Origin of the sequence: Micromonospora mirobrigensis (assembly GCF_900091555.1) — a bacterium.
Taxonomy (GTDB): Bacteria; Actinomycetota; Actinomycetes; order Mycobacteriales; family Micromonosporaceae; genus Micromonospora; species Micromonospora mirobrigensis.
This window is the reverse complement of sequence record NZ_FMCX01000003.1, coordinates 101,146-126,833: the sequence shown is the minus strand read 5'-3', so window position 1 is coordinate 126,833 and position 25,688 is coordinate 101,146. Positions and strand designations below refer to the sequence as shown.

31 protein-coding genes are annotated in these 25,688 nt (G+C 74.1%); 17 read left to right on the top strand and 14 right to left on the bottom strand.

The annotated features are described in order from the left end of the window. Positions 1–3: 3 nt before the first annotated feature. Positions 4–423, bottom strand: a complete 420-nt coding sequence (locus GA0070564_RS11780) for a hypothetical protein (protein ID WP_091607586.1) — start codon at positions 421–423, stop codon at positions 4–6. A 137-nt stretch (positions 424–560) separates the two neighbouring features. Here GA0070564_RS11780 and GA0070564_RS11775 point away from each other — a divergent pair, with 137 nt between their 5' ends. Genes GA0070564_RS11775 through GA0070564_RS11765 form a run of 3 tightly spaced genes read left to right on the top strand, consistent with a single transcriptional unit; the run spans position 561 to position 1,774 of the window. Further along, on the top strand, positions 561–875 hold the full coding sequence (locus GA0070564_RS11775) for a DUF6158 family protein (protein WP_091607583.1): 315 nt from the start codon (positions 561–563) through the stop codon (positions 873–875). Then, a complete protein-coding gene (locus tag GA0070564_RS11770) occupies positions 875–1,201 on the top strand; it encodes a hypothetical protein (protein ID WP_091607580.1) in 327 nt (108 codons plus the stop codon). Before GA0070564_RS11775 ends, GA0070564_RS11770 begins: the two co-directional genes overlap by 1 nt. A 30-nt stretch (positions 1,202–1,231) precedes the next feature. Continuing rightward, entirely contained in the window at positions 1,232–1,774 is a 543-nt protein-coding gene (locus tag GA0070564_RS11765; protein WP_091607577.1) for a DUF1360 domain-containing protein, read from the top strand. Between the two features lie 83 nt (positions 1,775–1,857). Here the strand turns inward: GA0070564_RS11765 and GA0070564_RS11760 are convergent, their stop codons facing one another. The 3 genes from GA0070564_RS11760 to GA0070564_RS11750 all read right to left on the bottom strand — a co-directional run bounded on the left by GA0070564_RS11760 (position 1,858) and on the right by GA0070564_RS11750 (position 3,859). Then, on the bottom strand, positions 1,858–2,067 hold the full coding sequence (locus tag GA0070564_RS11760) for a hypothetical protein (protein ID WP_088972860.1): 210 nt from the start codon (positions 2,065–2,067) through the stop codon (positions 1,858–1,860). A 74-nt stretch (positions 2,068–2,141) separates the two neighbouring features. After that, positions 2,142–2,366, bottom strand: a complete 225-nt coding sequence (locus GA0070564_RS11755; RefSeq protein WP_091607572.1) for a hypothetical protein — start codon at positions 2,364–2,366, stop codon at positions 2,142–2,144. A gap of 407 nt (positions 2,367–2,773) precedes the next feature. Beyond that, the gene (locus GA0070564_RS11750) at positions 2,774–3,859 is read right to left on the bottom strand and encodes a 3-deoxy-7-phosphoheptulonate synthase (RefSeq protein ID WP_091607567.1); all 1,086 of its coding nucleotides are present in this window, start codon (positions 3,857–3,859) and stop codon (positions 2,774–2,776) included. 318 nt (positions 3,860–4,177) lie between these two features. Between GA0070564_RS11750 and GA0070564_RS11745 the strand changes: the two genes are divergently transcribed. Further along, the gene (locus tag GA0070564_RS11745; RefSeq protein ID WP_091607564.1) at positions 4,178–5,329 is read left to right on the top strand and encodes an alkaline phosphatase PhoX; all 1,152 of its coding nucleotides are present in this window, start codon (positions 4,178–4,180) and stop codon (positions 5,327–5,329) included. Between the two features lie 61 nt (positions 5,330–5,390). Then, positions 5,391–5,606, top strand: a complete 216-nt coding sequence (locus GA0070564_RS11740) for a hypothetical protein (RefSeq protein WP_091607560.1) — start codon at positions 5,391–5,393, stop codon at positions 5,604–5,606. On the opposite strand, the gene GA0070564_RS11735 is transcribed toward GA0070564_RS11740, so the two are convergent. Beyond that, on the bottom strand, positions 5,573–6,316 hold the full coding sequence (locus GA0070564_RS11735) for a phosphodiesterase (protein WP_091607558.1): 744 nt from the start codon (positions 6,314–6,316) through the stop codon (positions 5,573–5,575). The two genes, GA0070564_RS11740 and GA0070564_RS11735, sit on opposite strands and share 34 nt — an antisense overlap. 83 nt (positions 6,317–6,399) lie before the next feature. On the opposite strand from GA0070564_RS11735, the gene GA0070564_RS11730 reads away from it, so the two are divergent. From GA0070564_RS11730 to GA0070564_RS11695, 8 genes are all read left to right on the top strand, one after another. Next, positions 6,400–7,692: a M16 family metallopeptidase gene (locus GA0070564_RS11730; protein WP_091607553.1), complete on the top strand. Its 1,293-nt coding sequence runs from the start codon at positions 6,400–6,402 to the stop codon at positions 7,690–7,692. Continuing rightward, positions 7,689–9,035 carry a M16 family metallopeptidase gene (locus GA0070564_RS11725; RefSeq protein WP_091607550.1) on the top strand — a complete coding sequence of 449 codons (1,347 nt, stop codon included), beginning with the start codon at positions 7,689–7,691 and terminating at the stop codon, positions 9,033–9,035. Before GA0070564_RS11730 ends, GA0070564_RS11725 begins: the two co-directional genes overlap by 4 nt. Positions 9,036–9,107: 72 nt before the next feature. After that, positions 9,108–10,133 (top strand): aspartate-semialdehyde dehydrogenase, encoded by a 1,026-nt coding sequence (locus tag GA0070564_RS11720; protein WP_091607547.1) that lies wholly within the window; start codon positions 9,108–9,110, stop codon positions 10,131–10,133. A 233-nt stretch (positions 10,134–10,366) separates the two neighbouring features. After that, positions 10,367–10,807: a PPOX class F420-dependent oxidoreductase gene (locus GA0070564_RS11715; RefSeq protein WP_091609076.1), complete on the top strand. Its 441-nt coding sequence runs from the start codon at positions 10,367–10,369 to the stop codon at positions 10,805–10,807. 19 nt (positions 10,808–10,826) lie between these two features. Then, complete coding sequence (locus GA0070564_RS11710; protein ID WP_091607544.1) at positions 10,827–11,498, top strand: TMEM175 family protein; 672 nt, start codon at positions 10,827–10,829, stop codon at positions 11,496–11,498. 82 nt (positions 11,499–11,580) lie between these two features. Continuing rightward, complete coding sequence (locus GA0070564_RS11705) at positions 11,581–11,997, top strand: CBS domain-containing protein (protein WP_091607541.1); 417 nt, start codon at positions 11,581–11,583, stop codon at positions 11,995–11,997. A 163-nt stretch (positions 11,998–12,160) separates the two neighbouring features. After that, on the top strand, positions 12,161–12,532 hold the full coding sequence (locus GA0070564_RS11700; RefSeq protein ID WP_091607537.1) for an SCP2 sterol-binding domain-containing protein: 372 nt from the start codon (positions 12,161–12,163) through the stop codon (positions 12,530–12,532). Beyond that, positions 12,532–14,592 carry an amylo-alpha-1,6-glucosidase gene (locus tag GA0070564_RS11695; RefSeq protein WP_091607533.1) on the top strand — a complete coding sequence of 687 codons (2,061 nt, stop codon included), beginning with the start codon at positions 12,532–12,534 and terminating at the stop codon, positions 14,590–14,592. Before GA0070564_RS11700 ends, GA0070564_RS11695 begins: the two co-directional genes overlap by 1 nt. A 54-nt stretch (positions 14,593–14,646) precedes the next feature. Here the strand turns inward: GA0070564_RS11695 and GA0070564_RS11690 are convergent, their stop codons facing one another. Further along, on the bottom strand, positions 14,647–15,006 hold the full coding sequence (locus GA0070564_RS11690) for a VOC family protein (RefSeq protein WP_091607528.1): 360 nt from the start codon (positions 15,004–15,006) through the stop codon (positions 14,647–14,649). Positions 15,007–15,115: 109 nt separating this feature from the next. Here GA0070564_RS11690 and GA0070564_RS11685 point away from each other — a divergent pair, with 109 nt between their 5' ends. Then, on the top strand, positions 15,116–15,865 hold the full coding sequence (locus GA0070564_RS11685) for a lysophospholipid acyltransferase family protein (RefSeq protein ID WP_091607523.1): 750 nt from the start codon (positions 15,116–15,118) through the stop codon (positions 15,863–15,865). Positions 15,866–15,894: 29 nt separating this feature from the next. Here GA0070564_RS11685 and GA0070564_RS11680 read toward each other — a convergent pair whose 3' ends face one another. The 4 genes from GA0070564_RS11680 to GA0070564_RS11665 form a co-directional block, all read right to left on the bottom strand. Then, positions 15,895–16,656, bottom strand: coding sequence for a hypothetical protein (locus GA0070564_RS11680; RefSeq protein WP_091607519.1), 762 nt, complete (start codon positions 16,654–16,656; stop codon positions 15,895–15,897). A 76-nt stretch (positions 16,657–16,732) separates the two neighbouring features. Next, positions 16,733–17,449 (bottom strand): response regulator transcription factor, encoded by a 717-nt coding sequence (locus tag GA0070564_RS11675; protein WP_176730647.1) that lies wholly within the window; start codon positions 17,447–17,449, stop codon positions 16,733–16,735. Continuing rightward, positions 17,419–18,636, bottom strand: coding sequence for a hypothetical protein (locus tag GA0070564_RS11670; RefSeq protein ID WP_091607511.1), 1,218 nt, complete (start codon positions 18,634–18,636; stop codon positions 17,419–17,421). Before GA0070564_RS11670 ends, GA0070564_RS11675 begins: the two co-directional genes overlap by 31 nt. Then, complete coding sequence (locus GA0070564_RS11665; protein ID WP_091607507.1) at positions 18,626–19,804, bottom strand: sensor histidine kinase; 1,179 nt, start codon at positions 19,802–19,804, stop codon at positions 18,626–18,628. Before GA0070564_RS11665 ends, GA0070564_RS11670 begins: the two co-directional genes overlap by 11 nt. A gap of 199 nt (positions 19,805–20,003) precedes the next feature. Here GA0070564_RS11665 and GA0070564_RS11660 point away from each other — a divergent pair, with 199 nt between their 5' ends. Continuing rightward, positions 20,004–20,891, top strand: a complete 888-nt coding sequence (locus tag GA0070564_RS11660) for an NAD(P)-dependent oxidoreductase (RefSeq protein WP_091607502.1) — start codon at positions 20,004–20,006, stop codon at positions 20,889–20,891. A gap of 102 nt (positions 20,892–20,993) precedes the next feature. Here GA0070564_RS11660 and GA0070564_RS11655 read toward each other — a convergent pair whose 3' ends face one another. The 3 genes from GA0070564_RS11655 to GA0070564_RS11645 form a co-directional block, all read right to left on the bottom strand. After that, positions 20,994–22,214 carry a hypothetical protein gene (locus GA0070564_RS11655; protein WP_091607498.1) on the bottom strand — a complete coding sequence of 407 codons (1,221 nt, stop codon included), beginning with the start codon at positions 22,212–22,214 and terminating at the stop codon, positions 20,994–20,996. After that, on the bottom strand, positions 22,214–22,735 hold the full coding sequence (locus GA0070564_RS11650; RefSeq protein ID WP_091607494.1) for a SigE family RNA polymerase sigma factor: 522 nt from the start codon (positions 22,733–22,735) through the stop codon (positions 22,214–22,216). The genes GA0070564_RS11655 and GA0070564_RS11650 overlap by 1 nt, the downstream gene beginning before the upstream one ends. Positions 22,736–22,808: 73 nt before the next feature. Continuing rightward, complete coding sequence (locus tag GA0070564_RS11645) at positions 22,809–23,087, bottom strand: hypothetical protein (RefSeq protein WP_218104923.1); 279 nt, start codon at positions 23,085–23,087, stop codon at positions 22,809–22,811. Positions 23,088–23,252: 165 nt separating this feature from the next. On the opposite strand from GA0070564_RS11645, the gene GA0070564_RS11640 reads away from it, so the two are divergent. Continuing rightward, a complete protein-coding gene (locus GA0070564_RS11640; RefSeq protein ID WP_091609072.1) occupies positions 23,253–23,774 on the top strand; it encodes a SigE family RNA polymerase sigma factor in 522 nt (173 codons plus the stop codon). Continuing rightward, complete coding sequence (locus GA0070564_RS11635) at positions 23,771–24,934, top strand: hypothetical protein (protein WP_091607489.1); 1,164 nt, start codon at positions 23,771–23,773, stop codon at positions 24,932–24,934. Before GA0070564_RS11640 ends, GA0070564_RS11635 begins: the two co-directional genes overlap by 4 nt. Positions 24,935–24,995: 61 nt before the next feature. Here GA0070564_RS11635 and GA0070564_RS11630 read toward each other — a convergent pair whose 3' ends face one another. After that, a complete protein-coding gene (locus GA0070564_RS11630) occupies positions 24,996–25,430 on the bottom strand; it encodes a hypothetical protein (RefSeq protein ID WP_091607485.1) in 435 nt (144 codons plus the stop codon). Positions 25,431–25,688: the final 258 nt, after the last annotated feature.

The following is a 25,688-nucleotide window of genomic DNA, read 5'->3' as shown; positions in this document are numbered from 1 at the left end:
GCCTCAGCCGGGATAGTCACCGGGCCGGGCGCCCGGATTGGCGTTCAACCAGGTCAGGTAATGGTTGTAGGCGGCGAGGTCGCCGTCCTCCGGGGCGTCGACCGGGTGCGCCGGGCCGCGGGACACCCGCACCGGCCGGCGTACGCCCGGCACGTCGGCGGCCGGCTCGGGCCCGGCGGCCGGCGGTGTCGCCGGGCTGGTCGGCACCTCCGGCCGGTCACGCAGCGTGTGCCGGACCTCACGCCACCAGACGAAGATCACGAAGCCGGCGAAGACCGGCCACTCGATCGCGTACCCGAAGCTCAGGGTGTTGCCCTCGGCGGCCCGGTTGACCTGCCACCAGCCCAGCCCGAGAAAGCCGACGACCAGCACGACCATGGCCACGTGGCGGGCGATCCACGCCGGTGTCCAGAGCCGCTTCATGCCATCGAGGGTACCGGGACCGCCGGGCGTCTCCGACGGCGCGTCGTAGCCGTGTCCGGCGGTGCCGCGTGGGGTTTGGTGTCACGCGCTGTGGGCATCCGTCTAGTCGCCAGCCCGAACGAGAACAGGGGGCGACGATGACCGAATCAGTACGCCGGACCGGTGACGCCAGCCCGGAGCAGCGGATGCCCGAGTGGGACGGTGACCACCTCGACGAGCGGGCCACCGCCGACCCCGACGGCGAACTGCTCGGGGTGGACCCCGCCGACCTGGCCGACGACGACCTGATCCGCGAGATGCACAGCCTGCACCGCACCCGGCTGGACACCCTGCGGCACGCCGCGGACTCGGCGCTCGCCAACCACCTGCGGCGCACCGCGGAGCTGGAGACCGAGTACCTCGCCCGGCACCCCGGCCGCGAGGTCGACCCGAGCCGGCTGCGGGACGTCTGATGGCGCAGCACGCCGAGCGCGGCATGTCCGCGCCACCCGAGGTGGTGTTCAACACCGCGACCGACCCTAACCGGGCTGCGGCCTGGCTCCCGGAGGAGCTGCGCCGCTCCGGCACGCACCGGCTGGAGAACGTCGACGCCGACGAGATGCGGGCCCGCTGGACCTGCGACGACCCCGTCGGCTGGGCCGCCGACATCGACGTCGAGCCGGGTGACGCCGGCGGGGCCCGGGTGCTGCTGGACCTGGCCGGACCCGATCACGGGCTGGCCGCCGAGATCCTGGACAACCTCGCCCGCGAGGTCGCCGACAACCTGACCGCGGGCTGAGCCCCCGTGACGAGAACCGAGGAGAAGCCGGTGGCCGACGGTGGCCTGAAGCAGAAGGTGGCGCGGCTGCGCCAGGCGTACGCGCCGCACGAGCACCGGCCGCTGGAGGGCTATCTCAAGGCGATGGGCACGTACGCGGCGGTGACCGGGTCGTTGGTGGGCCTGGTCAAGGCGACGGGTCGGCCGGTGCCGGAGCGGCCCGCCACGCAGGACGTGCTGCTGCTCGCCGTCGCCACCCACAAGCTCAGCCGGCTGATCTCGAAGGACGCCATCACCAGCCCGCTGCGGGCGCCCTTCACCCGCTACGACCACCCGATCGGCAGCGGCGAGGTGATGGAGCAGGTACGCGACGAGGGCAGCCCCACCCGGCACGCCCTCGGCGAGCTGGTCAGCTGCCCGTTCTGCCTGGCCGTCTGGGTGGCCACCGGGATGACGGCGGGACTGGTGCTGGCCCCCCGGCTGACCCGGCTGGTGGCCACGGCGCTGACCGCGGTGGCGGCCTCCGACTTCCTCCAGATGGGGTACGCGGTCGCCCAGCAGGCCGCCGAGGGCGGGCACCACGACGACAAGTGACCCGCTCAGCGCGGAAGGGGCCGGCGGTTCGCCGGCCCCTTCGGTGTGTCCGTCTCCGGCCGGTGTCGCCGCCGGCCCGCCGGTCAGGTGGGGGTGGTGCCGTGGTCCTCGCCGGCCCAGCCGCGCGACGCCTCGGGCTCCCGCTCGTCCTCGTCCTCGCCGGTGATCACGTCCCGGTCCACCGCCGTCCGGTCGTGCTCGTTGGCGAAGTCCGGCTCCGGCAGGGTGTCCAGGCCCTCCGGTGGCTGGCCCAGCGCCTGAAGGTGCTCGTGTTCCTGGTTACGGTCGGTCATTGCCTGTCCCTCCGGTGGTTCCGGGTCCGCCTGGGATCGTGGCCGCGTCGGGCGGCGTGGTGTCGGGGTGCGGTTCAGCCGACCGTGCCGCCGAGCAGGTCGGCCGCCTCGTCGGCCGCGTACTCCCCCTGGGGGAGGGCGGCGATCCGGGACAGCAGCTCCGCGGGCAGCTCCGCGGCGACCGCCCGGCGGTAGATGTCCGCCTGGCTGATCCGCTCCTGGCCGTGGTAGATGTCGTCGAGCAGTTCGTCGAGCGGCCGGGTGTCCGGCTGCTCGGTCACGGGCGCGTCGTCGGTCACGACGATCAGCTACCCGGGGGCGAATCGGTCAAACGTCACCCCCGCCGGCCCCGCCGCCGTCCCGACCGGCGTGACGACGCACACCCGGCACCCCGGAACACCGGGGCCGACCCGCCGGTTGTGCAGAGCGTCGGTGTGCCCAGTGTCCCCGGGCCTCACCTGAAATGCCTTCGCGGAACACCGTCCGGCTGGAGCCGCGTCGCGCCACGCGCCGAGAGGCGACCTGCACACCGACACCCGGCGCCGCCCGGTCCCCAGGGGACCGGGCGGCGCCGCGCTTCCCATCCGCCCCCGCCCCGCCATGCCCCCGTTGATCATGAAGTTAGCGTCGAAGTGGATCTCCGTTTGTGCCGCTAACTTCATGATCAACGGGGTGGCGCGGGGGTGGTGCGGGGGAGGGGTGGGGGTCAGGCGGGGGTGGGGAGGGTGGCGCGGCGGGCTCGGACGGAGTGGGCCAGGTGGGTGAGGACCTGCTCGGTCTGCGGCCAGCCGAGGCAGGCGTCGGTGATCGACTTTCCGTACTCCAGCTCCCGGGTGGGGTCGAGGTCCTGGCGGCCCGGCTGCAGGAAGCTCTCCAGCATGATGCCGACGACCCCCCGCTGGCCGGCGGCGAGCTGCGCCGCCACGTCCTCGGCGACCAGCGGCTGCCGGCGGTGGTCCTTGCCGCTGTTGGCGTGGCTGGCGTCGATCACCACCCGTTCGGGCAGCCCCGCCGCCCGGAGCAGGTCCAGCGCGCCGGTCACCGAGGCCGCGTCGTAGTTCGGGCCGTCGTTGCCGCCGCGCAGCACCAGGTGCCCGTCGGCGTTGCCCCGGGTGTGCATGATCGCCGGGGTACCGGAGACGTCGATGCCGGGGAAGACGTGCGGTACGCCGGCCGCCCGGATCGCGTCCACCGCGGTGGCGATGCTGCCGTCCGGGCGGTTCTTCATGCCGATCGGCATGGAGAGACCGGAGGCGAGCTGCCGGTGCACCTGGCTCTCGACGGTCCGCGCGCCGATCGCGCCCCAGCCGACGGTGTCCGCGATGTACTGCGGGGTGATCGGGTCGAGGAACTCGCAGCCCACCGGCAGGCCCAGCCGCAGCACGTCGAGCAGGAGGGTACGGGCGATCCGCAGGCCCGTGTTGACGTCGCCCGAGCCGTCCAGCCGCGGGTCGTTGATCAGGCCCTTCCAGCCCACGGTCGAGCGCGGCTTCTCGAAGTAGACCCGCATCACCACCAGCAGGTCGTCGGAGAGCCGGTCGGCGGCCTCGCGCAGCCGGCCCGCGTACTCCAGGGCGGCGGCGGGGTCGTGCACCGAGCACGGGCCGACCACGACCAGCAGGCGGTCGTCGGCGCGGTCCAGCACCCGGCCGACCGCGCGCCGGCCGGCCAGCACGGCCGAGGCGAGCGGGGCGTCCAGGGGCAGGTCGTGGTGGAGCAGGGCCGGGGTGGTCAACGGCACGACGCGGTCGATCCGCTGATCGCTGACCGCGTCGGTCTCCGGGGTCGTCACGGTGGGCTGTCCTTCCGCCGACCGTCCCCCGGGGCCGGTGCCCGGGTCGAGCCGGCTGCTCGTAAAGAGAAGGGCAGGAGCTGAGAAGCTCCCGCCCGGCCGGCTCGAAACGTGGTGACGTCAGCTCATGGTGAGGTCACCGGCGTCGGAGCCGGCTGCCTAAACCATCGATACGAGCGAGTCACGTCGGCCAGCGTACCCGACTCGTCGGCCGACGCTCGCCGTCCCGTCGGAAAAGCCACCCCCGAAGTTCACCAACGTCGATGGAACTGCCGGTAACTTCATGGGCACCTGTCGGGTCCTTCGAGGGAGAGACCGATGCATCGTCGTACCGTCCTGCGCGCCACCGTCGCCGGCGCCGCCGCCTTCTCCGGGAGCCTCTGGGCCGGCGCCGCGCTCGCCGTGCCGGCCCAACCCGGCACCGGACCCTACGGGCCGCTGGGCAGCGCCGACGCCAACGGGATCCAGCTCCCCGCCGGCTTCGCCAGCCGGGTGGTCGCCCGCTCCCGGCAGGTGGTCCCCGGCACCTCGTACGCCTGGCACGACGCCCCCGACGGCGGTGCCTGCTTCACCGCCGGCACCGGCTGGATCTATGTCTCGAACTCTGAGATCTCCACCACCGGAGGTGCCTCCGCGATCCGCTTCAACTCGGACGGAACGATTTCGTCGGCGTACCGGATCCTGGGAAACACCAACCGGAACTGTGCCGGCGGGGCGACCCCGTGGGGCACCTGGCTCTCCTGTGAGGAGGTCAGCCGGGGCTACGTCTACGAGACGTACCCGCAGGGCGGGACGGCGGCGGTGCGCCGGCCCGCGCTCGGCCGGTTCAACCACGAGGCGGCCGCGGCCGACCCGGACCGCAGGGTGATCTACCTGACCGAGGACGAGACCAGCGGCTGCTTCTACCGGTTCCGGCCCACCGTCTGGGGCGACCTCTCCGCCGGCACCCTGGAGGTGCTGGTGGGCGGCACCGCCACCAGCGGCCCGGTGAGCTGGACCCGGGTCCCCGACCCCGACGGCTCGCCCACCTACACCCGTCAGCAGGTCTCCTCGGCCAAGAAGTTCAACGGTGGCGAGGGCTGCTGGTACGCGGGCGGCACCTGCTGGTTCACCACCAAGGGCGACAACCGGGTCTGGGCGTACGACGCGGTCAACCAGCGGATCGACCTGGCCTACGACGACTCCCTGGTCACCACCGGCACCGCCCCGCTGACCGGGGTGGACAACATCACCGGCTCCCGGTACGGCGACCTCTACGTCGCCGAGGACGGCGGCAACATGGAGATCTGTCTGATCACCCCGGACAGCGTGGTCACGCCGTTCCTGCGGATCACCGGGCAGAGCGGTTCCGAGATCACCGGCCCGGCGTTCTCCCCGGACGGCGGCCGGCTCTACTTCTCGTCGCAGCGCGGCACCTCCGGCTCCTCCTCGGGCGGCATCACCTACGAGGTGCGCGGCCCGTTCCGCTGAGCCACCGCGCCGGACACCGGGGCGGGCGTGCCGGCCGGGCCGCCGGGGTAACACCCCCGGCATGACCCACGAGCAGAACGATCAGGACCGGGTGGAGTCCCGCGCGCACCTGTTGCCCGAGGAGGCGGCGGTCGGCAGCGACGACCCGCAGGCCCAGGCCGACGCCATCCTCACCGAGTCCGACATCAGGGAGGACGACCAGAACGCCGCGCCGGACACCGTCCTGGAACACCGCACCTCGGATCAGACCGTCACCCCGATCGAACCCCCCGACTGAGCCGACGCCCCCCGGGCCCGGCGGGACCCTCGGTAGGTCTGCTCGCGCAGCCAGGCGAGCAGACCCACCGCCCGCAGCCCGGGCGGCAGGTTCCCGATCGGGTCGAAGGCCAGCGCCCGGTCCGCCCGCTCGTCGAGCCGGTCGCCCAGGGTGACCTGACCGACCGGGTGCCAGGGCCCGACCGCCGACCCGGCCGCGAGCACCAGCCGGGGCCGCCGCGCCCCGGTCACCGCCGTCAGTTCGGCCAGGCCGCGACCCAGCTCCGGCGACTCCGGGTCGGCCAACGCCGCCAGCCACACCCGCCGCGCCTCCGCCCGGAACGGCATGATCGTGGTGTACGTCCCGGTGAACCGCCGCCGGGGCAGCGGCAGGTTCCGCAGCACCGGCGGCGCGCCACTGGAGCTGACCAGCAGGTCGACCGGGCCGTCGCCGGTGTCGTGCAGGCGCACCGCCAGGCCCAGCAGGTCCGGCCAGGCGCCCGGGGTGGGCGTGCCCTTGGAGAGTCGGACGGTGCCCCGGTACCGGCCCGGCCGGTCCAGCAGGGGCACCCCGGTCGGCGGCACCGCGCCCCAGATCAGCACGTCGGCGGTGAACGAGCGGCCGGCCGGGTGCAGCAGGCGACGGGTGCGGCGCAGCCGGGTCAGCGCGGCGGCCGCGCCCGCGACGACCACGGCCGCGCCGGCGGCGGAGGCGGGGGAGACGGTCGGCATGACACTGCCCTACCCGCGGCGGACCCGACGATGCCGCCGCGACACGTCACCTTTCCGCCCCGGAGATCGGATAGCGTCGGGTCATGCCCGACAGCGGTTACCCCTGGCCCATCGAGACCACCCAACTGGACAACGGCCTGCGCGTGGTGGTCAGCGAGGACCGCACCGCCCCGGCGGTCGCGGTCAACCTCTGGTACGACGTCGGCTCCCGCCACGAGCCGGACGGGCAGACCGGGTTCGCGCACCTCTTCGAGCACCTGATGTTCGAGGGCTCGGTGAACGTGGCGAAGACCGAGCACATGAAGCTCGTCCAGGGCTCCGGCGGCACGCTCAACGCCACCACCAACCCGGACCGCACCAACTACTTCGAGACCGTCCCGGCCGAGCACCTGGAGCTGGCGCTCTGGCTGGAGGCCGACCGGATGGGCGGCCTGGTGCCCGCGCTGACCCAGGAGACCCTGGACAACCAGCGTGAGGTGGTCAAGAACGAGCGGCGACAGCGCTACGAGAACGTCCCGTACGGCGACGCCTGGCTGCGCCTGCTGCCGCTGCTCTACCCGCCGGGCCACCCGTACCACCACGCGACGATCGGCTCGATGGCCGACCTGAACGCCGCCGACCTGGCCACCTTCCAGGCCTTCCACTCGACCTACTACGCGCCGAACAACGCGGTGCTGACGGTCACCGGGGACGCCGGCGCCGACGAGGTGTTCAAGCTGGCCGAGCGGTACTTCGGCGCCATCCCGCGCCGTGACGACATCCCCGCCGCGCCGGACGGCCGTACCGTCGCGGCCACCGGCCGGCCGGCCGTCGAGCGGGTCACCGGCGACGTCCCGGCCCCCCGGGTGTACGTCGCCCACCGCACCCACCCCTACGGCAGCCCCGGGTACGACGTGACCACGGTGCTCGCCACCGTCCTCGGCGACGGCCGGGGCAGCCGGCTCTACCAGCGCCTCGCCGACGGCGAGCGGCTCGCCCAGCCGGACAGCGTCGGGGCGTACGGGGTGGACCTGGCGCACGCGCCGGCGCCGCTGATCGCCACCGCCACCGCCCGCCCCGGGGTGGGCGCGCAGCGGCTCGCCGCCGGTCTGGCCGAGGTGGTCGACGAGCTGGCCACGGTGCCGGTGACGGCGAGCGAGCTGGACCGGGCCAAGGCCATGCTGAGCACCCAGTGGTGGCGGCAGATGGCCACCGTGGAGGGTCGCGCCGACGCCCTGGGCCGGTACGCCACCCAGCTCGGCGACCCGGCGAAGGTCGGTGAGCGGCTGCCGGCCTGGCTCGCGGTGACCGCCGAGCAGATCGCCGAGGCGGCCGCCGACGTGCTGCGCGCCGAGGACCGGGTGACCCTGACCTACCTGCCGGAGGAGACCTCATGACGCTGATCGCCGCCCGCCCCGGTCCGGGCGCCGCCCGCCCGTACCGGTTCCCGTCGGTGGTCCGCCGCCAGGTCGCCGGTGGCCAGGTCGTCGCCGCACACCTGCCCGGGCAGAACCTCGCCGTCGCGCTGCTGCTGTTGGACGCCGGCGCCGGTCGGGAGCCGGTCGGCAAGGAGGGGCTCGGCGGGGTGCTCGCCAAGGCGCTGGAGGAGGGCACGGCGCACCGGGACGCCACCGCCTTCGCGCTGGCCGTGGAGGGGCTCGGCACCGAGCTGGTGACCGCACTGGACTGGGACACCTTCCAGGTCAGCGTCCAGGTCCCGGTGGACCGGCTGAACGCTGCGGTGGAGCTGCTCGCCGAGGCCGTCCGGACGCCGCGACTCGACCCGGACGACGTCCGGCGGGTCCGCGACGACGAGGCCACCGCGCTGCGGATGGACTGGGCGAACCCGGGCCCGCGGGCCGACGCGGCGCTGCGGGGCGCCCTGTTCGGCGCCGAGAACCGGTGGGGCCGGCCGATGTACGGCGACCCGGAGTCGGTGGCCGGACTGGACGTGGAGGACGTCACGGTCTTCCACTCCGAGTGGTTCATCCGGCCGGGCACCCTGATCGTCGTGGGCGACCTGGACCGGCTCGACCTGGACGCGCTCGGTGCGGCGGCGTTCGCCGGGGCCGGTGGCGGCCCGGTGGAGCGCGGCGGACCGATCGAGGCACCGCTGCCGGCGCAGCGGCGGATCATCCTGGTGGACCGGCCCGGCTCGGTCCAGTCCACGCTGCGGCTGGGTCACCCGTCGCCGCACCGCGCCCACCCGGACCACATGGCGATGATGCTCACCGGCACGGTCCTCGGTGGCGCGTTCACCTCCCGCCTCAACCACCTGCTGCGCGAGGTGCGCGGTTACACGTACGGCATCCGCGCCGACTTCGCCCCGTCCCGCCGGTTCGGTCGCTTCGCGGTCGCCTCCGGGGTGCAGACCGCGGTCACCGCGCCGGCCCTGGTGGAGGCGGTCGGTGAGATCACCCGTACCCAGGTCGGCGGGGTGACCGAGGACGAGGTGGCGGTGGCCCGCTCCTGGCGGGCCGGCCAGCTCTCGGTCGAGCTCCAGAGCCCGCGGGCGATCGCGGCGGCGCTGACCACGCTGGTGGTGCACGACCTGCCGGACGACTACCACGCCCGGCTGCGCGAGTCGCTGCTCGCCGCGGACGCCGGGCTGGTCTCGGCGGCCGCCGCCGAGCACCTGCACCCGGAGGCGTTGACCCTGGTCATCGAGGGTGACGCCGCGGTGGTCCGGGACGAGCTGCGGGCGGCCGGGCTCGGCGAGGTGACCGACGCCACCCGCTAGATCGCGGCCGTCCGGCCCGGGCGGTGGGAAAGCCTTCCCACCCGGGCCGGACGGCTGGGTAGCCTCGCCACCATGAGGATTGGCATTGTGGGGGCCACCGGCCAGGTCGGTGGCGTGATGCGGCAGGTGCTGGCGGAGCGGGACTTCCCGGCGGAGCAGGTGCGGTTGTTCGCCTCCGCCCGGTCGGCGGGGCGGACCCTGCCCTGGCGCGACGGCGAGGTGACCGTCGAGGACGCGGCCACCGCCGACTACGCCGGGCTCGACATCGTGCTCTTCTCGGCCGGGAAGGGCACCTCGATGGAGCTGGCCCCCCGGGTGGCCGCCGCCGGCGCGGTCGTCATCGACAACTCCTCGGCCTACCGGATGGACCCGCAGGTCCCGCTGGTGGTGGCCGAGGTCAACCCGCACGCGGTCGCCGACCGCCCCAGGGGCATCATCGCCAACCCGAACTGCACCACCATGGCCGCGATGCCGGTGCTGCGCCCGCTGCACGCCGAGGCCGGCCTGGTCAGCCTGGTCGTCTCCACCTACCAGGCGGTCTCCGGGGCCGGCCTGGCCGGCGTCGCGGAGCTGGACGAGCAGGTCCGCAAGGTCGCCGAGGACGCCGCCGCGCTGGCCTTCGACGGAACGGCGGTGCAGTTCCCGGCGCCGCGCTCCTTCGCCCGGCCGATCGCGTTCAACGTACTGCCGCTGGCCGGCTCGATCGTCGACGACGGTTCGAACGAGACCGACGAGGAGCAGAAGCTCCGCAACGAGAGCCGCAAGATCCTCGAACTGCCCGAGTTGAAGGTCTCCGGCACCTGCGTGCGGGTGCCCGTCTTCACCGGCCACTCGCTCCAGATCAACGCCCGGTTCGCCCGGCCGCTCAGCCCGCAGCGGGCCCGGGAGCTGCTCGACGGCGCGCCCGGCGTCGCCCTCTCCGACGTGCCCACCCCGCTTCAGGCGGCCGGCCAGGACCCGACGTACGTGGGCCGGATCCGGGCCGACGAGACCGTCGAGCACGGGCTGGCGCTGTTCTGCTCCAACGACAACCTGCGCAAGGGTGCGGCGCTGAACGCGGTGCAGCTCGCCGAGCTGGTCGCCGCCGAGCTCGGCTGAGCCAGGCCGCCGCCGGGCCGGGGCCGCTGGTCCCCGGTCGGGCCTGGGCGCCATCGTGGTGAGCGACATTCCTGACAGGCATGAACGTGACCCTCAGGAATGTCGCTCACCGGCGGACGGTCTGCCGGGCGGTGTGGTGGTGCCGCCCGACGCCGCGCCGGTCGAAGCGCTCGCGCGCAACCCTCCGATGCGGTGGGATGGAGTCCGGGACCGCACCGACCGCGGAGGACACCATGGCTGACGAGCAGCACCAGCAGGCCCTGACCGACCTGATCGCCGGGAAGTGGCTCGGCGTGCTGGCCACCATCAAGCGGGACGGCCGGCCGCAACTGTCCAACGTGGTCTACTCCTTCGAGCGGGACCGCGGGCTGATCCGGGTGTCGGTCACCGAGGGCCGGGCCAAGACCGCGAACCTGCGCCGCGACCCCCGGGCCAGCTTCCACGTCAGCAGCGACGACGGCTGGGCGTACGCGGTGGCGGAGGCGCGGGCCGAGCTGACCCCGGTGGCGGCCCGGCCGGACGACCCGACGGTGGAGGAGCTGGTCGGGCTCTACCGGGCGGTGCAGGGTGAGCACCCCGACTGGGACGACTTCCGGGGGGCCATGGTGGCCGAGGGGCGGCTGGTGCTGCGCCTGCACGTGGAGCGGTTCTACGGTATGCCAGCCCGCGGCTGACGGCTGGGACGGGGGAGCGATGGAGGGCGGCCGGCGGGCCGAGGAGGACGAGGTCGCCGGGCTGCGGTCGGACACCGGTCGGGCGATCGGCTTCAGCGACGCGGTCTTCGCCATCATCATCACCCTGCTCGTGCTGGACCTGCGCATCCCGGAGGTGCCACCGGGCGGGCTGCTGCACGCCCTGCTCGACCAGTGGCCGGTGTACCTGGCGTACGTCACCTCGTACCTGTACGTGGCGGTGAACTGGCTGAACCACAAGGGGACCTTCCACCGGGTCCGCTGCACGGACGTCGGGTTGCAGTGGGCCAACCTGGCGGTGCTCTTCACCGTGGCCCTGCTGCCCTTCGTCACCGCGGTCGTCTCCGACGCGGTGCAGCACGGCAACCGGTTCGACGAGCGGGTGGCGGTGAGCTGCTACGGGATGCTCGGGGTCGTCCTGTCAGCCGCCTGGCTCTGGCTCTACCACTACCTCAGCCGGCACCGGGAACTGCTGCAATCGCACGTGCCGGCCAGCTTCTTCGCCGGGGAGCGGCTGCGGGCCGTGCTCGGAGTGGCGGCGTACGCGGTCGCCGGTCTGGTCGGCTGGCTGGTCAGCGTGCCGGCGGCGCTGCTGGTGCTGCTGCTGTTGCCGGCCTTCTACGGCCTGTCCAGCAACGGCCTGGCCGACCTCCGGCGACGGGCCCACCGCTGACCCGGTCGCCAGGCGACCCCCGCGCGTTACCGCTGCGGTCGCACGGGTAGACGGGGCGTGCCGACACCGAGAGGGGAGCACCATGACAACGGTCGGAGAGTTCATGACGACCCGGTTGGTGACGATGGACGGCAACGACACGCTGACCGCGGCGGCCCAGGAGATGCGCGACAGCGCCATCGGGGACGTCGTGGTGTGCGACGGCGACAACGTGGTGGGCATCGTCACGGACCGGGACATCACTGTCCGGGGCGTCGCCGAGGGGCGCAGCCCGGACACCACCCGGTTGAACGAGATCACCAGCAAGGACGTGATCACCGTCAGCCAGCACGACGACGCGGTGGCCGCCGCCGACCTCATGCGCACCTACGCCGTACGCCGGCTGCCGGTGATCGAGGACGGCCGGCTCGTGGGTCTGGTCTCGATGGGTGACCTCGCGGTCGAACGCGAACCCCAGTCGGTGCTCGCGGACATCAGCGCCGACGAGCCCAACAACTGACGTCCGCCGCGGACACGACGACGGCGCCGGTCCCCTCGGGGGCCGGCGCCGTCGCTCGTGCACCGACCGGCCTCACCCGAAGCGGGTGAGGTTGACGCCGTACCCGACGGGGACCCGGTTGCGAACGTCGAGACGCCGCGGACCGGCGGGAGGAGTTGACCCGATGGTGGACGCGACCACCCGGTTCTTCGAGGACCTGGACCGGCGGGGGTACGAGCCCCTGCTGGCCAAGACCTCGGGAACCCTGCGCTTCGACCTGCACGAGGGGGCGCAGACCACGCACTGGATGTTGCAGATCGACCGGGGCCGGTTGGAGGTGACCCAGGAGGACCGGGAGGCCGACACGGTGGTGGGCAGCGACCCACGGCTCTTCGGTGACCTCGTCACCGGCGATGAGAACGCCATCGCGGCCCTGCTCCGCGGCGACATGACGGTCTCCGGCGACCTACGGCTGGTGCTCCAGGTCGAGCGGTTGTTTCCCGGCCCGGCGGACTCGCGCGGTCCGCACCGCGCGTTCCAGAGGGAGATGAGCTGATGGCGCAGAGCAACACGGTCCGGATCCTGGACGGCAACACGTTCGTGGTCTGCGAGGACACCGGCGACATCGAGGCGACGCCGAGCGAGCCCACCGGCCTGTTCTCCCTCGACATCCGGTTTCTGTCGAAGTGGGTGCTGACCGTCAACGGCGAGCGGCTCAACGCGCTCTCCTACGACGACCTCCAGTACTACGAGTCCCGCTTCTTCCTGGTGCCCGGGATGGCCACGCACTACGTCGACGCCAAGTTGTCGATCATCCGGGAGCGGGCGGTGGGCGGCAGCTTCCGGGAGACGCTGACCATCCTCAACCACGACGAGAAGCCGGTCGACCTGGAGATCCGGATGGAGGCGGCCTCCGACTTCGCCGACCTGTTCCAGGTCAAGGACGAGATCCTGAACAAGAAGGGCGAGCTCTACACCGAGGCCGAGTCGGACCGGCTGCGGCTGGGCTACCGCCGGGGGAACTTCCGGCGGGAGACGGTGATCTCCTCGTCCGAGCCGGCCCGCTACGACCAGCGCGGCTTCGCGTACTCGGTGCACCTGGAGCCGAACCAGCAGTGGGACACCGACATCGACGTGCAGACCTTCGCGGTCGGCCCGGGCGGCCGGGACCTACGGATGGGGCTCCGGGCGCACGGCACCGAGCGGCTCGCCCTCCAGCACGACCTGGAGGAGTGGATCGCCAAGGCGCCGAAGGTGAACAGCGAGCACGGCCGGGTCTCGGCCACCTACCGCCGCAGCATCGTGGACCTGGCCGCGTTGCGCTTCTCGCCGCTGTCACTCGGCGGCCAGACGCTCCCCGCCGCCGGCCTGCCCTGGTTCATGACCATGTTCGGCCGGGACAGCATCCTCACCTGCCTCCAGGTGCTGCCGTTCGCGCCGGAGCTGTCCAAGACCACGCTGCGGATCCTGGGCGCCCTCCAGGGCACCCGGTTCGACGACTTCCGCGACGAGGACCCGGGCCGGATCCTGCACGAGATGCGGTACGGCGAGACGGCCGCCTTCGAGGAGCAGCCGCACTCGCCCTACTACGGCTCGGTCGACGCCACCCCGCTGTTCGTGGTGCTGCTCGACGAGTACGAGAAGTGGAGCGGGGACGTCGCGCTGGTCAAGGAGTTGGAGGCGGAGTGCCGGGCGGCGTTGCGGTGGATCGACGACTACGCCGACCTGGTGGGCAACGGCTACATCTGGTACGAACGGCGCAACACCGACACGGGCCTGGAGAACCAGTGCTGGAAGGACTCCTGGGACTCCATCTCCTACCGCGACGGCACCCTGCCCGGGTTCCCCCGGGCCACCTGCGAGGTGCAGGGCTACGCGTACGACGCGAAGGTGCGCGCCGCGCGGATGGCCCGCGAGTTCTGGGGCGACCCCGGCTTCGCCGACCAGCTGGAGCGGGAGGCGGCCGAGCTGAAGGAGCGCTTCAACCGGGACTGGTGGGTCGCCGACGGAGGCTACTACGCGCTGGCGCTGGACCCGCAGGGCCGCCAGGTCTCCACGCTCAGCTCCAACATCGGCCACCTGCTGTGGAGCGGCATCGTCGACGACGATCGCGCCGAGCAGGTCGCCCAGCATCTGGTCGGACCGCGGCTCTTCTCCGGCTGGGGGGTGCGTACGCTCGCCGAGGGCGAGGTCCGGTACAACCCGATCGGCTACCACAACGGGACGATCTGGCCGTTCGACAACTCCTTCATCGCCTGGGGGCTGCGCCGGTACGGCTTCGCCGAGGAGGCGGCCACGATCGCCAGCGGCATCCTCGACGCGGCGACGTACTTCGACGGGCGGCTGCCGGAGGCGTTCGGCGGCTACCACCGCGACCTGACGAAGTTCCCGGTGGAGTACCCGACGGCGTGCAGCCCGCAGGCCTGGTCGACCGGCACGCCGCTGCTGCTGATCCGCACCATGCTCGGGCTGGAGCCGCACGAGGGGCACCTCGCGGTCGACCCGCGGCTGCCGGTGGGCATGGGCCGGATCGAGGTGCTGGACATCCCGGGCCGGTGGGGCCGGGTCGACGCGTTCGCCCGGGGCCGCCTCGACCTGCACAACCTGGACGCCTGACCCTGCTTGCAATGAGGGGCCCCTGGTCGACCGGCGAGGGGCCCTTGCGACACCTCAGCTGCGGGGGTGCAGGCAGAACTCGTTGCCCTCGGGGTCGGCCAGCACGGTCCAGCCGGGCAGCTCCCGGACCACGGTGGCGCCCGCGTCCAGCACGGCGGCCCGTTCCTCGGCGTCGCCGACCAGGTCCAGGTGCATCCGGCCGGGCGCCGCCGGCTCCGGCGTGGGGCTGATCCACACGTCGAGGCGGTGGCCGTGCGGGTCGCGCAGCAGCACCGACTCGGTCGGCCCGAGCGCACGGTCGGCGAGCTTCGCCCGGTCCTCGTCGGCCACCGGCAGCCCGGTCACCTCGCTCCAGAACGCGGCGAGCAGGTAGGGGTCGCGGCAGTGGATGACGACGGCGGCGAGGTCGGGCATGAGCCGACGGTAACCGGGCGGCCGGCCGGTCCGGCCCGGGTCGGGCAAGGTTCACGCCGGACGGCGTCGCGCCTACGGTCCCGTAACCTACGCGGGGTAAAGTTGGCGGATGCCGGAACTCGTGTACCCGCCCGTCATCACCGCCGCCAAGACGATGTTCCGGGTCCTGGACCTGCGCCTGACCGTCGAGGGCAGCCACCACGTGCCCCGCACCGGTGGCGCGGTCATGGCCAGCAACCACGTCAGCTACCTGGACTTCATCTTCTGCGGCTACGGCGCGCACGAGTCCCGCCGGCTGGTCCGGTTCATGGCCAAGCACGAGGTGTTCGCGCACAAGGTCTCCGGTCCGCTGATGCGCGGCATGAAGCACATCCCGGTCAACCGGGCGGCCGGCGCCGGTTCGTACAACGCCGCGGTGGACGCGCTGCGCCGCGGCGAGGTGGTGGGCGTCTTCCCGGAGGCCACGATCAGCCGGTCGTTGACGGTCAAGGAGCTCAAGAGCGGCACCACCCGGATGGCCCAGCAGGCGGGGGTCCCGGTGCTGCCGGTGGCGCTCTGGGGCACCCAGCGGCTCTGGACCAAGGGCCGGCCCAAGACCCTGACCCGCCGGCACACCCCGATCACCATCCTGATCGGCGAGCCGATGGACCCGGCCGCGTACCCGGACGCCAACGCCATGACCGTCGACCTGAAGTCCCGGCTGACCGCGCTGGTCGACCGGGCCCAGCGGGAGTACCCGGACCAGCCCGCCGGCCCCGACGACAGCTGGTGGCTGCCGGCGCACCTCGGCGGCACCGCGCCCACCCTGGAGCAGGCCGTCGAGCTGGACCGCCGGGTCCGCCGCACCACCACCTCCTGAGCGGGCCGCCCCGACGCGGGTGACGCCGGTCAGCAGGCGGAGCCGGGGCGGCCGCGCGGCCGCCCGCCGGAACCGGTCGCCGTTCGCAGCGGCCAGGTCGGCTCCGGATCGGCGTACGGGCGGTAGTAGTCGTCCCGGGACAGGAACTCCACCGGCAGGGCGCCCGGCAGGGTGACCCGGCCGGTGCACGGCGCGGCGGTGAGCCGCGTCGTCAGTTCGTCCCGCTCGGGCGGGGAGAGGTCCACCAGCTCCGGGTGCACCAGCCGGAAGGTGGCGGCGGCCCGGCGCACCTGCCCGCCCAGCGCGCCGACGACGGCGGCCGGCCCGCCGAGGGCCAGCGCCGGCTGGCGGATGGTCCGCAGCGCGTCGCAGACCACCAGCAGTTCCACCGTGCCGTCCGGGTCACCGCCGTCCGGCAGCAGCTCCAGCCGGGACGGCCACTGCCAGCGGACCTCGCCGCTGACCAGGCGGGACAGCCGGGCCGGGCGCCGGTGCCGGGCGCCGGCCGGGCCGTCCCGCCCGGAGACCAGGGCCAGCTCCGACCCGGTGCAGACGTACGTCACCCGGCGGTCGGTGACGGTCACCGTCGCCGTCGCCGGCAGCGTCCACTGGCGGGAGGTCACCGTCGGGCCGAGCAGGTAGCCGGAGACCTGCAGCCGGTGCTGTGCGATCACCTGCTCGCCGGGCTCGGGGACCAGCGTGTACCGCCGGTCGAGCAGCGGACCGGGGGTGTTCTGGGCGGCGTCGAAGCGGTGCGGTCCGATGAAGAAGGGCGACGAGTTCTCGGGCATCCGCACGACCTCCCGGGAGGAGTTGGCCTCTGCGATCGAGTGTGGCGGAATGCGGTACCGGGTGTCATGACCGCCGTTAGGGGGTCGGCCGGTCAGCGGCCGCGTGTGACCGGTAGATGCCGATGTCCTCCGGACGGACCAGGCCGTCCTCGATCGCCCGTGCCAACAGTGCGGCCTTGGTGCGGGCAGGTCTGCCCGCCCGGGTGTACTTGATCCGGGCCCGGTCGACGTACTGCTTCACCGTGTGCTCGCTGATCCGCATCCGCCGGGCCACCGACGCCTTCGACATCGACTGGAACCACAGCAGCAGCGCCTCACGCTCCTTGTCGGACAGTGCCGGCCGGTCCGGCCGCGGGTCGCCGACCATGGCCCCGGCCAGCGCCGGCGGCACGTACGGGCGGTCCTGCGCCGCCGCCAGCACCGTGGCCACGCAGTGTTCCCGCCCCTCGTGCTTGGCCAGGAACGCCACCGCGCCCGCGTCCAGGGCGGCCAGCATCGTCGCCGGCTCGGTGTGTTCGGAGTAGACCACCACCCGCCGGCCGGCGGCGCTGAGCTCGGCCAGCCGGTCGAGCACCATCCGCCCGTGCAGCCGCAGGTCGAGCAGGAGCACGTCGGCCTCCGGGGCGGCCCGCAGCACCTCGTCCGGATCGTCCCCGGTGGCCAGTACGCGCAGCCGGGGTTCGGTGGCCAGCCACGCCCGTACCCCGTCGATCACCACCGGGTGGTCGTCCACGATCGCCACCCCGACCGGCGGCACCCCGGTCACCGCTTCCGCCATCGGGTCTGTGTCCACCGGATCCCCCCGTCCCGCTCGTACACGTGGTCCACCTTTTCGTCGTCGACGGCGGGCGCCGGCGGCCCGCTGCCGTCCCCGGGGCCCCGGTCCGGGGTGACCAGACCGACGGTGACCTCGTCCGGGCCGGCGACCACGGTCAGCCGGGCCCAGTCCCGGGCGCCGGCCAGTTCGGTGGTCAGCGGGTCGGCCAGCGCCCGCCGGACCGGCACCGGCAGCGGCGGTGGCACACCGACGTTGACCAGGTCGACCGCCAGGCCACCGCATTCGGCCAGGTCGGCCGCGGCGCGCAGCTCGTGCAGCAGCGGGTCCGGCACGTCGTCGGACTCGGCGATCAGGCGGCGCAGCCGGGCGGCGGCCGTCGCGCAGCGCCGCTGCACCGCCGGGTCGCCCGGGTCGGCGCGGCCCTGCGCGAGGTCGTCGAGGACCTCCCCGGCGGCGGCGCTGACCAGCGCCAGCCGGGCCTGCCGGTCGCGCCGGGCACGTTCCGCGGCGGCCCGTTCCGCCTCGACGGCGAGCGCGGCGGCGGCGGTGCCCGCCCGTTCCCGGGCCATCCCGGCGATGGCCGCGGCGCCGACGAAGACGGCCACCGGCAACGACGAGGTGCCGTAGACGTACATCGCGAAGCGGGCCAGGTCGGCCGGCGCGGTGACACCCCGGGCCACCAGGGTGGCCAGGGCGATCGCCGAGTGCGCGGCGAGCAGCAGGAGCAGCCGGGAGGTGCGCCGCCCCCAGACCGCGAGCAGCAGGAACCAGCCCAGCCCGCTCCACACCCAGTTGGCGGCGGCGAACAGATGCCGGTCGCCGACCGCGGCGAAGACCACCGCGTCGCAGGCCAGCAGCAGCCCGGCCAGCGGCGCGGCCGGCAGCGGGTCGGCGCGCAGCAGGCGGTGGCCGGCCAGCAGACCGATCCCGGCGACGAGCAACCAGGCCGCGCCGGCCAGCGGCGCGGCCGGCAACTGCGACCGGGCGGCCAGCTGGCCCGGCAGCCCGACCACCAGGTGCCAGGCCAGCGCGATCGCCACCGCGGCGACCCGGGCGCCCCGGTCCGAGGCACGGGCCACCGCCGCCGGGTCGCCGGCCGCGTCCGGCTCCGCACCGCCGGGGTACGCCGTCGTGACCGCGCCCGGCCGTCGCGGCCAGCGCTGAGCCGGCGGGTCGACGGTGGTGCCGAGGTCAGCCGACACGGGACCACTCCAGCCGGATCCGGGTGCCGGCGCCGGGGGCGGACTCGACGGTGGCGGCCCCGCCGACCGCGGCCATCCGGCCGTGCACCGACTCGCGCAGCCCGTACCGGTGCGCGGGCACGGCGGCCGGGTCGAAGCCGGGACCGTCGTCGGTCAGCTCCACGGCCACCCCGTGCGCCGTCGACGCGAGCCGCAGCGTGACCGTGGCGCCGGGCGCGTGCCGGACGACGTTGGACAGCGCGGCGGCGACGCTCTCCGCCACCGCCTCGGCGACCGGGCCGGGGACGGCGCACGCCGTCAGGTCGGCGTCGACCGCCAGCTCGGGGTGGCGGTCCAGTACGGCCCGGAGCAGGGCGTCCACCGAGGCCGGCGCGTCGACCGGCGCGGACCGGGCGTCCGCCAGCCGGGCGAGGGCCCGTAGGTCCGCGGCGCACCGGGCACGCAGCGTGGCCGACCCGGGCGCGACCGCGCCGAGGCCGACCATGGTCAGCGTGCCGAGCACCGTGTCGTGCAGGTCGCGGTTCTGCCGGCGTTCGTCCTCGCGGGCCGTCCGGGCCACCAGCGCCTCCCGGGCCAGCCGCTGGTATTCGGCGAAGGCCCGGTCGGCGCGCCCGATCCGGCGGCGCATCACCTGCGTCATCATCGCCGTGCAGACGGTCTGGGCCAGCAGCGTGATCGCGTGGGCCCGCCCCTCGGCCGGGTTGCCGGCGGCGTACGCCCCGGTGACGTAGGCCGAGGTGACCAGCACCCCGGCCGGCACGGACCAGCGGGCCGGCACGGTCGCCTGGGTGTTGATCACGGTGGTGCTGGCCAGCACCGCCACCCAGCTGCCCTCGCCGGGCAGCACCTCGGGCGCCACCAGCCACGGGATCAGCAGGCAGGTGGCGGTGGTCAGCGCCACGTCACCGGCGACCAGCACGGGACCGACGCCGTGCCGCAGGGCGCGGACGGCGTACCCGATCGACCACGCGGTCAGCAGGGCCACCACCGGCAGCAGCAACCACGGCCGGACCGGGGGTGTGCGTACCGCCAGGGCGACGGCCGCGCCGGCCAGGCCGCAGGTGACCCGCAGCAGCGCCGGCAGGGTGGTGAAGACCAGACCGAAGGCGCCGCCCGCCGGCCGGTCGAGCGCTGTCGGTGGGGTGGTCGAAACGGCAACGGCCGGCATCGGGAGAGGCGGTCCTTCCGGCAGCGATCCCGGACGGGCCCGCGCGGACGTAGATCGACGTCGGAGAATAGCACGAGGCATCCGCCCTGGTCACCCTCGGTACGCACCCCGTCGCCCGGGTGCGGAGGCCCCCGGCTCGACGTCGTCGTCCGCCGCGGTCCGCCCGGCGGGGCGGCCGGTGGTGCGGTTGACTGGCGGCATGACTGACGACTCCCGGCGACTGCGGGTCGCCTTCCTCGGCCTGGGACGGATGGGCGCCCCGATGGCCCGGCACGTGCTGGCCGCCGGCCACGACCTGGCTGTGTGGAACCGCAGCCCCGGCAGGGCGGAGGCCCTGGGATCGGCCGGCGCGACGGTCGCCGGCAGCCCCGCCGAGGCCGCCGCCGGCCGGGACGTGGTGGTGCTGATGCTCGCCGACCCGGACGCAGTGGAGCAGGTGCTGCTCGGTCCGGACGGGGTCACCTCGGGCGCGGCGCCGGAAACCCTGGTGGTCGACGCCAGCACCATCGGCCCGGACGCCTCCCGGCGGATGGCCGACCGGCTGCGCGAGCACCGCCTGCGCTACGTCGACGCGCCGGTCTACGGGTCGGTCGGCCCGGCCACCGAGGGCACCCTCGGCGTGCTGGCCGGCGGCGACGACGCCGACGTGGCGGCGGCCCGCCCGCTGCTGGAACTCTGGGGCGACCCGGAGCAGGTGCGGCACGTCGGCCCGACCGGGGCGGGCAGCGCCGCGAAACTGGTCCGCAACCTCACCCTCGGTCTGGCCCTGGCCGGCATCGGCGACGCGCTGCGCCTGGCCGCCACCCTCGACCTGCCCGCCGACGTGGTGGACGAGCTGATCGCCGCCGGCCCGCTCGGCGCGGCCTTCCCCGGCGTACGCCAGATCCTGGCCGCCGGACCACCGGAGACGGCCGGTTTCACGGTGGACATGCTCACCAAGGACCTGCGGCTCTGCCTGGCGACCGAGCCGAAGCTGCCGCTGGTCGAGGCGGCCCGCGGGGTCGGCGACGCGGCCCACGCCGACGGGCACGGCCAGGACGACACCCGCGCCCTGCCGCTCTGGATGCGCGACGCCGACCGCGACTGACTGACGGCCCGGTGGCGGCGGACCGGCACCGCGCGGTGCCGGCCCCGCAGCGCCGTACCCCCCACCTCGCAGCGGGCGCACCCCTGTCGGGTACGCACCCGCTCAGCACCGCCAGACGCGGGGCCCCAGGTGGCGGCTGCCGGGATCGCTGAACGCCGAGCCGACCACCAGCCCGTCGTCGGAGACGTCCGACGCCCGGCCGGTCCGCCCGTCGGGCAGGGTCAACTCGACAGGCTTCCCGGCCCGCAGCACCGTGCCGAGGGCGACCACCCAACCCGAGGCGTTCACCGCCGTACCCGGTCCGTACGGCTGCGACCCGGTGCCGTGCGTCCACCGGGGACCCACGATCACCTGACCGGTGCGGAGGTTCCACCGGGCGACGGACTCCGACGGCCAGGCCCCGCCGGTCACCCAGTCGCCCCGCGCCGCGTACGCCAGGCCGGTCTGGCCGGCCGGAACCGGCAGCTTACGGCCGACGCCCCGCTGGTTCCAGGCGTACGCCGCCGTCCCGACGCCGTCGACGTAGGTCCCGCCGACCAGCGTGCCGTCGTCGGTGATGGCGTGGACGTTGGCGCCCGCCGGCAGCGGCAGCCGGACGGCCGTGGTCGAGCCCGCCTTCCAGAGCAGGGCGATGCTGCCCTCGCCGCCGGAGTTGCCGCTCGGCTCCACATTGATCACGACGTCGCCCGCGCGGTTGATCTTCGGTGTCGGGTACGGGTGCCACTTCCCCGGCGGGGTACGCAGCCGCGTCCAGACACCGTCGGCGTAGCGGGCGACGTACTCCTGCCTGCCGTTCTGAACCAGGCCGACCACGACGCCACCGGCGTTGACGGCGGTGGCCTGGACCGACGTCCCGGGCACCGGCAGCGCCCGCGGCTTCCCGTCGGTCCACAGGACCGGCCGGAAGTCCTGCCCGACGGTGCCGTTGCCCACGACGTACCGGCCGGTCGGGTCGACCGCGGCGGGTTCGACGTTCCGCGTGCCGGGCGGCACGGGCAGCTCGGCCGGGCGGCAGCCGGCGGTCGGGCCGGCCTTGGTGGCGGGCGTGGCCGGCGGCGTCGCCCTGGCCGGCGTGGTCGCCGCCGGGGTGGTGGCGGTCGGCCCGAGGGCCGACCGGTCCGCCGGGCGACCCGTACCGCCGGTCAGCACCGGCGGCACCGCCAGCAGCGCCGCCGTGGCCAGCGCGACCCCGCCGGACGCCCGCAGCGAGCGGCGGCGAAAGGCGGCCCGGCGCCCGGCACCGAGCAGGGCCGCCACCTCGATCCGGCTCGGCGGCACGTCGACCGCCGCGAGCCGGTCCCGCAACTGATCTTCCTCGTCCATCATCGACCCTTCGTGGTGTTCGCGGCACCGACCGGATGCCGGGGGCCGAGCGCCTCCCGGAGCGCGGCGAGCCCGCGCGCGCACTGGCTCTTGACGTTGCCCGTCGAGCAGCCGAGCGCCGCCGCCGTCGCCTCGACCGACAGGTCCCCGAAGTAGCGCAGCACCACGACCGCCCGCTGCCCCTTCGGCAGCGCCCGCAACGCCGTCACCAGCTCGTCACGCGCCTCCACGTCGTCGTCGGGCGCGGCGGTCAGCTCCGGGACCCGGTCGCCGAGCAGCACCCGCGACCACCGGCGACGCCGCTCGTCGAGGTAACGTCGCACCAGGATCCGGTGCACGTACCCGTCGAGGTTGTCGGCGCCCACGGCCCGCGACCAGTTCAGATAGAGCGCGGTGAGCGTCGCCTGCACGATGTCGTCGGCCTGGAAGGCGTCGGCGCACAGCAGGTACGCGGTGCGGTGCAGGCGGGGTAGCCGGGCCGTCACGTACTCGACGTACTCCCGTTCGAGGTCGGGCCGCATCCTGCTCCTCTTCCAGCCGGCTCCTGTCATCCCCTAGTCGCGGTAAGCCCGGTGGAAGGTTGCACGGTGGCCGTCAGTCGCCCAGGTATCCGGTGGCGGGGTCGATCTGGGCGAGGAAATCGCGGATGTGTCGCTCCAGCTCCGGCCGGCTCAGCTCGTGACCGTCGGACCGGCCCAGTCCGAAGCCGTACGGGTGCGGCCCGGTGAGCCAGTCGAAGTCGTAGGTGCCCGGGGCGTCGGCGCGTCGCCGGACGCGGAAGTCCTCACCGTCGACGGTGATCAGGAGGGGTTCGCCCTGGTAGGTGGGGGAGTGTTCCGGGGGCGCCAGGCCCGGCTCCGGCTCGTCGTGCACCGCTGCTCCCCTCCGCCGCGGGCACCGACCCACCCGCTCGGCGGAACACTCCGGTCACCGCCGACCCCGACCGCACAATTGTCCGTCCCGGTCCCAACTCTTCGCCGCCGATCGTCGTCTTAGCTGGTATGTCACCTCCACATGACCGGTCGGGAAGGGGCGAAGGTGGACGCTTCCGTCGCTGACTTCGACGCGTTCGTCCGGGCCAGGACGCCCGCCCTGATCCGTTCGGCCTACCTGCTCACCGGCGATCAGCACCTGGCCGAGGACCTCGTGCAGAGCGCGCTGGGGCTGACCCATCGCGCCTGGCGGAACCTGCACGCCACCGGAAACGCCGAGGCGTACGCCCGCAAGACGATGTACCACCTCCAGGTGACCCGCTGGCGGCGGCGCCGCGTCGTCGAGGCGTTCACCGGTCACCTGCCCGACTGGTCCGGGGTGCAGTCCGACCACGCCGACCACACGGTGCTGCGGTTGTCGTTGCGCAGTGCGCTGTCCCGCCTCACCCCCAAACAGCGAGCGGTGATCATCCTGAGGTTCTTCGACGACCTGACCGAGGCGCAGGCGGCGGAGACCATGGGGGTCAGCGTCGGCACCATCAAGAGCCAGACCGCGAAGGCGCTCGAGCGGCTGCGGATCCTCGCGCCCGAGCTCGACGGCCTCCACAAGACCGGAGGGACGCGATGATCGACATCGACGACCTGCGCCGAGGACTGAGTGAGATCGCCGCCGAGGCGGATGCGGTCGACCTGCGCGAGCGGGCCCTCGCCACCTCCCACCGCATCCGGGTCCGTCGTACCGCGGCCAGCGTGGTCGCCGGACTCACCGTCGCCGCCGTGGCACTGGGCACCGTCATCGGGGTCCGCGCCGACCGCCCACCCGTGCCGTCCGCAACCACCCCGGCACCGACGGCACCGGCACCGACCACGCTGCCGACCGAGCAGCAGAGCGGGCAGCCGGACATCGGCCCACTCGCGTCGGCCACCGTCACGGTGCCCTCCTGGGGGGCCACCGCGGACGCCACCTGCACGACGGGCACGGTCACCCTGACCGGTGGCCAGTCCCCGGGCGACGGCGTGCACCGGGCGGTGAACGTCCTGTCGTACGTCGCGACGGACGTCGACCTGGACGGCGCCGAGGACTACGTGGCCCACCTGATGTGTGGCGAGGGGCCGGAGTCGGGCGGCAGTCAGATCGTGGCGTTCCGCCGCACCGGCCGGACCTTCGTGCCGATCGGCCGGGTCGTCGGCACGCGGGACGGACTCGCGATGATGGACCATCTCGAGGCGCGCGGCGATGGGCGGGTCGCCGTGCTGGTCTCGAAGGAGTACACCGACGGCGGGCAGAACTCGGTGCCGAACCAGTGGCGTACGTATGCCTGGCGGGACGGCCGGTTCCGGCAGGTGGCGGGCCCGACGACGTTCCCCGCGCGGCCACCGGCGGCCCGGCTCTCCGTCGTCGCCTCCGCGCTGCCGTTCCGGCCGGTCGGCAACGGGTTCACCGGCCGGCTGACGGTGACGGTGAGCAACGAGGGCGACGTCGACGTCGCCCGGCTGCAGATCCTGCTCGTCCTGCCGGCTCAGCTCCGGCCGGCGGGTGCGGGCTGGCAGGGTTGTGCCGTCCGGCCGTCCAGCGACCAGACGGCACTCGTCTGCACCCTCCCCGGACCACGCGCGCGGTCGCGCATCTCGGTGCCGTTCACGTTCGCCGCGGACGACCGGCCGGTGTCGCTCGACGATCCGGTCGGCCTCGGCAACCACTACGTGTCCATCTCGCAGCTGCCGCCGTTCGACGGGCAGGTCACGATCGACGAGCCGGAGGCGGTCATCCCGATCAGCGTGCCCTGAACCGCGGCCGCAGAGCCCCGGCCGGGGTCACCGACGCCGGTCGGGGCGGCCCCGTGCCGGGTCAGGCCCAGGGTGGGGTGTGGCGGCTCAGGTAGGCGCGGGCCCGGGGGAGCGGGTCGCCCCAGTACTGGTGCGGCAGGCGGGAGTGGTGCGCCGCGCAGAACTCGGCCAGGTCGTCGCCGAGCGCGACGCGTTCCAGCGGCCGGTCCTCGAAGGCCGCGTTGGCCGCGAGCAGTTCCGGCTCCGGGTTCCAGCCCGAATGGTCGTACGCCCAGCCGTCCCGGACGGCCCAGACGTGGAAGACCTGCGGGTCACCCACGTAGCGCACCCCGGCCAGGTCGATCCGCCGGTCGGGAAAGGAGTCCCGGCACGTCCAGGCGAGGATGTGACAGGCGCCGGCGGCGAAGAACGCCTGGTCCGAGCGCTCCCAGGCGACGCGCTGATCCGCGCGCTCGATCGGCGTACGCCGGAACCGGCCTGCTGCTGTGGCGACCACGGACCCGACGTTAGCGGGTGTCTCAGTTGGTGAGGTCGCGGCCTCGGGCATGATCTTCTATTCGTGGCGGATGTTGTCGGGGACATGATCCAGACCTGGGCGCCGGAGGACTTGTGGGCGGTCGCGCAGCCGTTGATTCCGGCCGCAGGGTGGTGGGAAGCGGCGGGCTGAAGACCGGGCCGTCCTGGCGGCGATCGCGTACATGGTGCAGGCCGGCTTCTCGTTGCGGAAGCTGCACGCTGCCCGATCGTGCGGTTG

Coding starts and splice junctions, on each gene's coding strand:
- GA0070564_RS11780 (WP_091607586.1), bottom strand. CDS start 423: ATGAAGCGGCTCTGGACACCGGCGTGGATCGCCCGCCACGTGGCCATG.
- GA0070564_RS11775 (WP_091607583.1), top strand. CDS start 561: ATGACCGAATCAGTACGCCGGACCGGTGACGCCAGCCCGGAGCAGCGG.
- GA0070564_RS11770 (WP_091607580.1), top strand. CDS start 875: ATGGCGCAGCACGCCGAGCGCGGCATGTCCGCGCCACCCGAGGTGGTG.
- GA0070564_RS11760 (WP_088972860.1), bottom strand. CDS start 2,067: ATGACCGACCGTAACCAGGAACACGAGCACCTTCAGGCGCTGGGCCAG.
- GA0070564_RS11745 (WP_091607564.1), top strand. CDS start 4,178: ATGCATCGTCGTACCGTCCTGCGCGCCACCGTCGCCGGCGCCGCCGCC.
- GA0070564_RS11740 (WP_091607560.1), top strand. CDS start 5,391: ATGACCCACGAGCAGAACGATCAGGACCGGGTGGAGTCCCGCGCGCAC.
- GA0070564_RS11735 (WP_091607558.1), bottom strand. CDS start 6,316: ATGCCGACCGTCTCCCCCGCCTCCGCCGCCGGCGCGGCCGTGGTCGTC.
- GA0070564_RS11730 (WP_091607553.1), top strand. CDS start 6,400: ATGCCCGACAGCGGTTACCCCTGGCCCATCGAGACCACCCAACTGGAC.
- GA0070564_RS11725 (WP_091607550.1), top strand. CDS start 7,689: ATGACGCTGATCGCCGCCCGCCCCGGTCCGGGCGCCGCCCGCCCGTAC.
- GA0070564_RS11720 (WP_091607547.1), top strand. CDS start 9,108: ATGAGGATTGGCATTGTGGGGGCCACCGGCCAGGTCGGTGGCGTGATG.
- GA0070564_RS11715 (WP_091609076.1), top strand. CDS start 10,367: ATGGCTGACGAGCAGCACCAGCAGGCCCTGACCGACCTGATCGCCGGG.
- GA0070564_RS11710 (WP_091607544.1), top strand. CDS start 10,827: ATGGAGGGCGGCCGGCGGGCCGAGGAGGACGAGGTCGCCGGGCTGCGG.
- GA0070564_RS11705 (WP_091607541.1), top strand. CDS start 11,581: ATGACAACGGTCGGAGAGTTCATGACGACCCGGTTGGTGACGATGGAC.
- GA0070564_RS11700 (WP_091607537.1), top strand. CDS start 12,161: ATGGTGGACGCGACCACCCGGTTCTTCGAGGACCTGGACCGGCGGGGG.
- GA0070564_RS11695 (WP_091607533.1), top strand. CDS start 12,532: ATGGCGCAGAGCAACACGGTCCGGATCCTGGACGGCAACACGTTCGTG.
- GA0070564_RS11690 (WP_091607528.1), bottom strand. CDS start 15,006: ATGCCCGACCTCGCCGCCGTCGTCATCCACTGCCGCGACCCCTACCTG.
- GA0070564_RS11685 (WP_091607523.1), top strand. CDS start 15,116: ATGCCGGAACTCGTGTACCCGCCCGTCATCACCGCCGCCAAGACGATG.
- GA0070564_RS11680 (WP_091607519.1), bottom strand. CDS start 16,656: ATGCCCGAGAACTCGTCGCCCTTCTTCATCGGACCGCACCGCTTCGAC.
- GA0070564_RS11665 (WP_091607507.1), bottom strand. CDS start 19,804: ATGCCGGCCGTTGCCGTTTCGACCACCCCACCGACAGCGCTCGACCGG.
- GA0070564_RS11660 (WP_091607502.1), top strand. CDS start 20,004: ATGACTGACGACTCCCGGCGACTGCGGGTCGCCTTCCTCGGCCTGGGA.
- GA0070564_RS11655 (WP_091607498.1), bottom strand. CDS start 22,214: ATGGACGAGGAAGATCAGTTGCGGGACCGGCTCGCGGCGGTCGACGTG.
- GA0070564_RS11650 (WP_091607494.1), bottom strand. CDS start 22,735: ATGCGGCCCGACCTCGAACGGGAGTACGTCGAGTACGTGACGGCCCGG.
- GA0070564_RS11635 (WP_091607489.1), top strand. CDS start 23,771: ATGATCGACATCGACGACCTGCGCCGAGGACTGAGTGAGATCGCCGCC.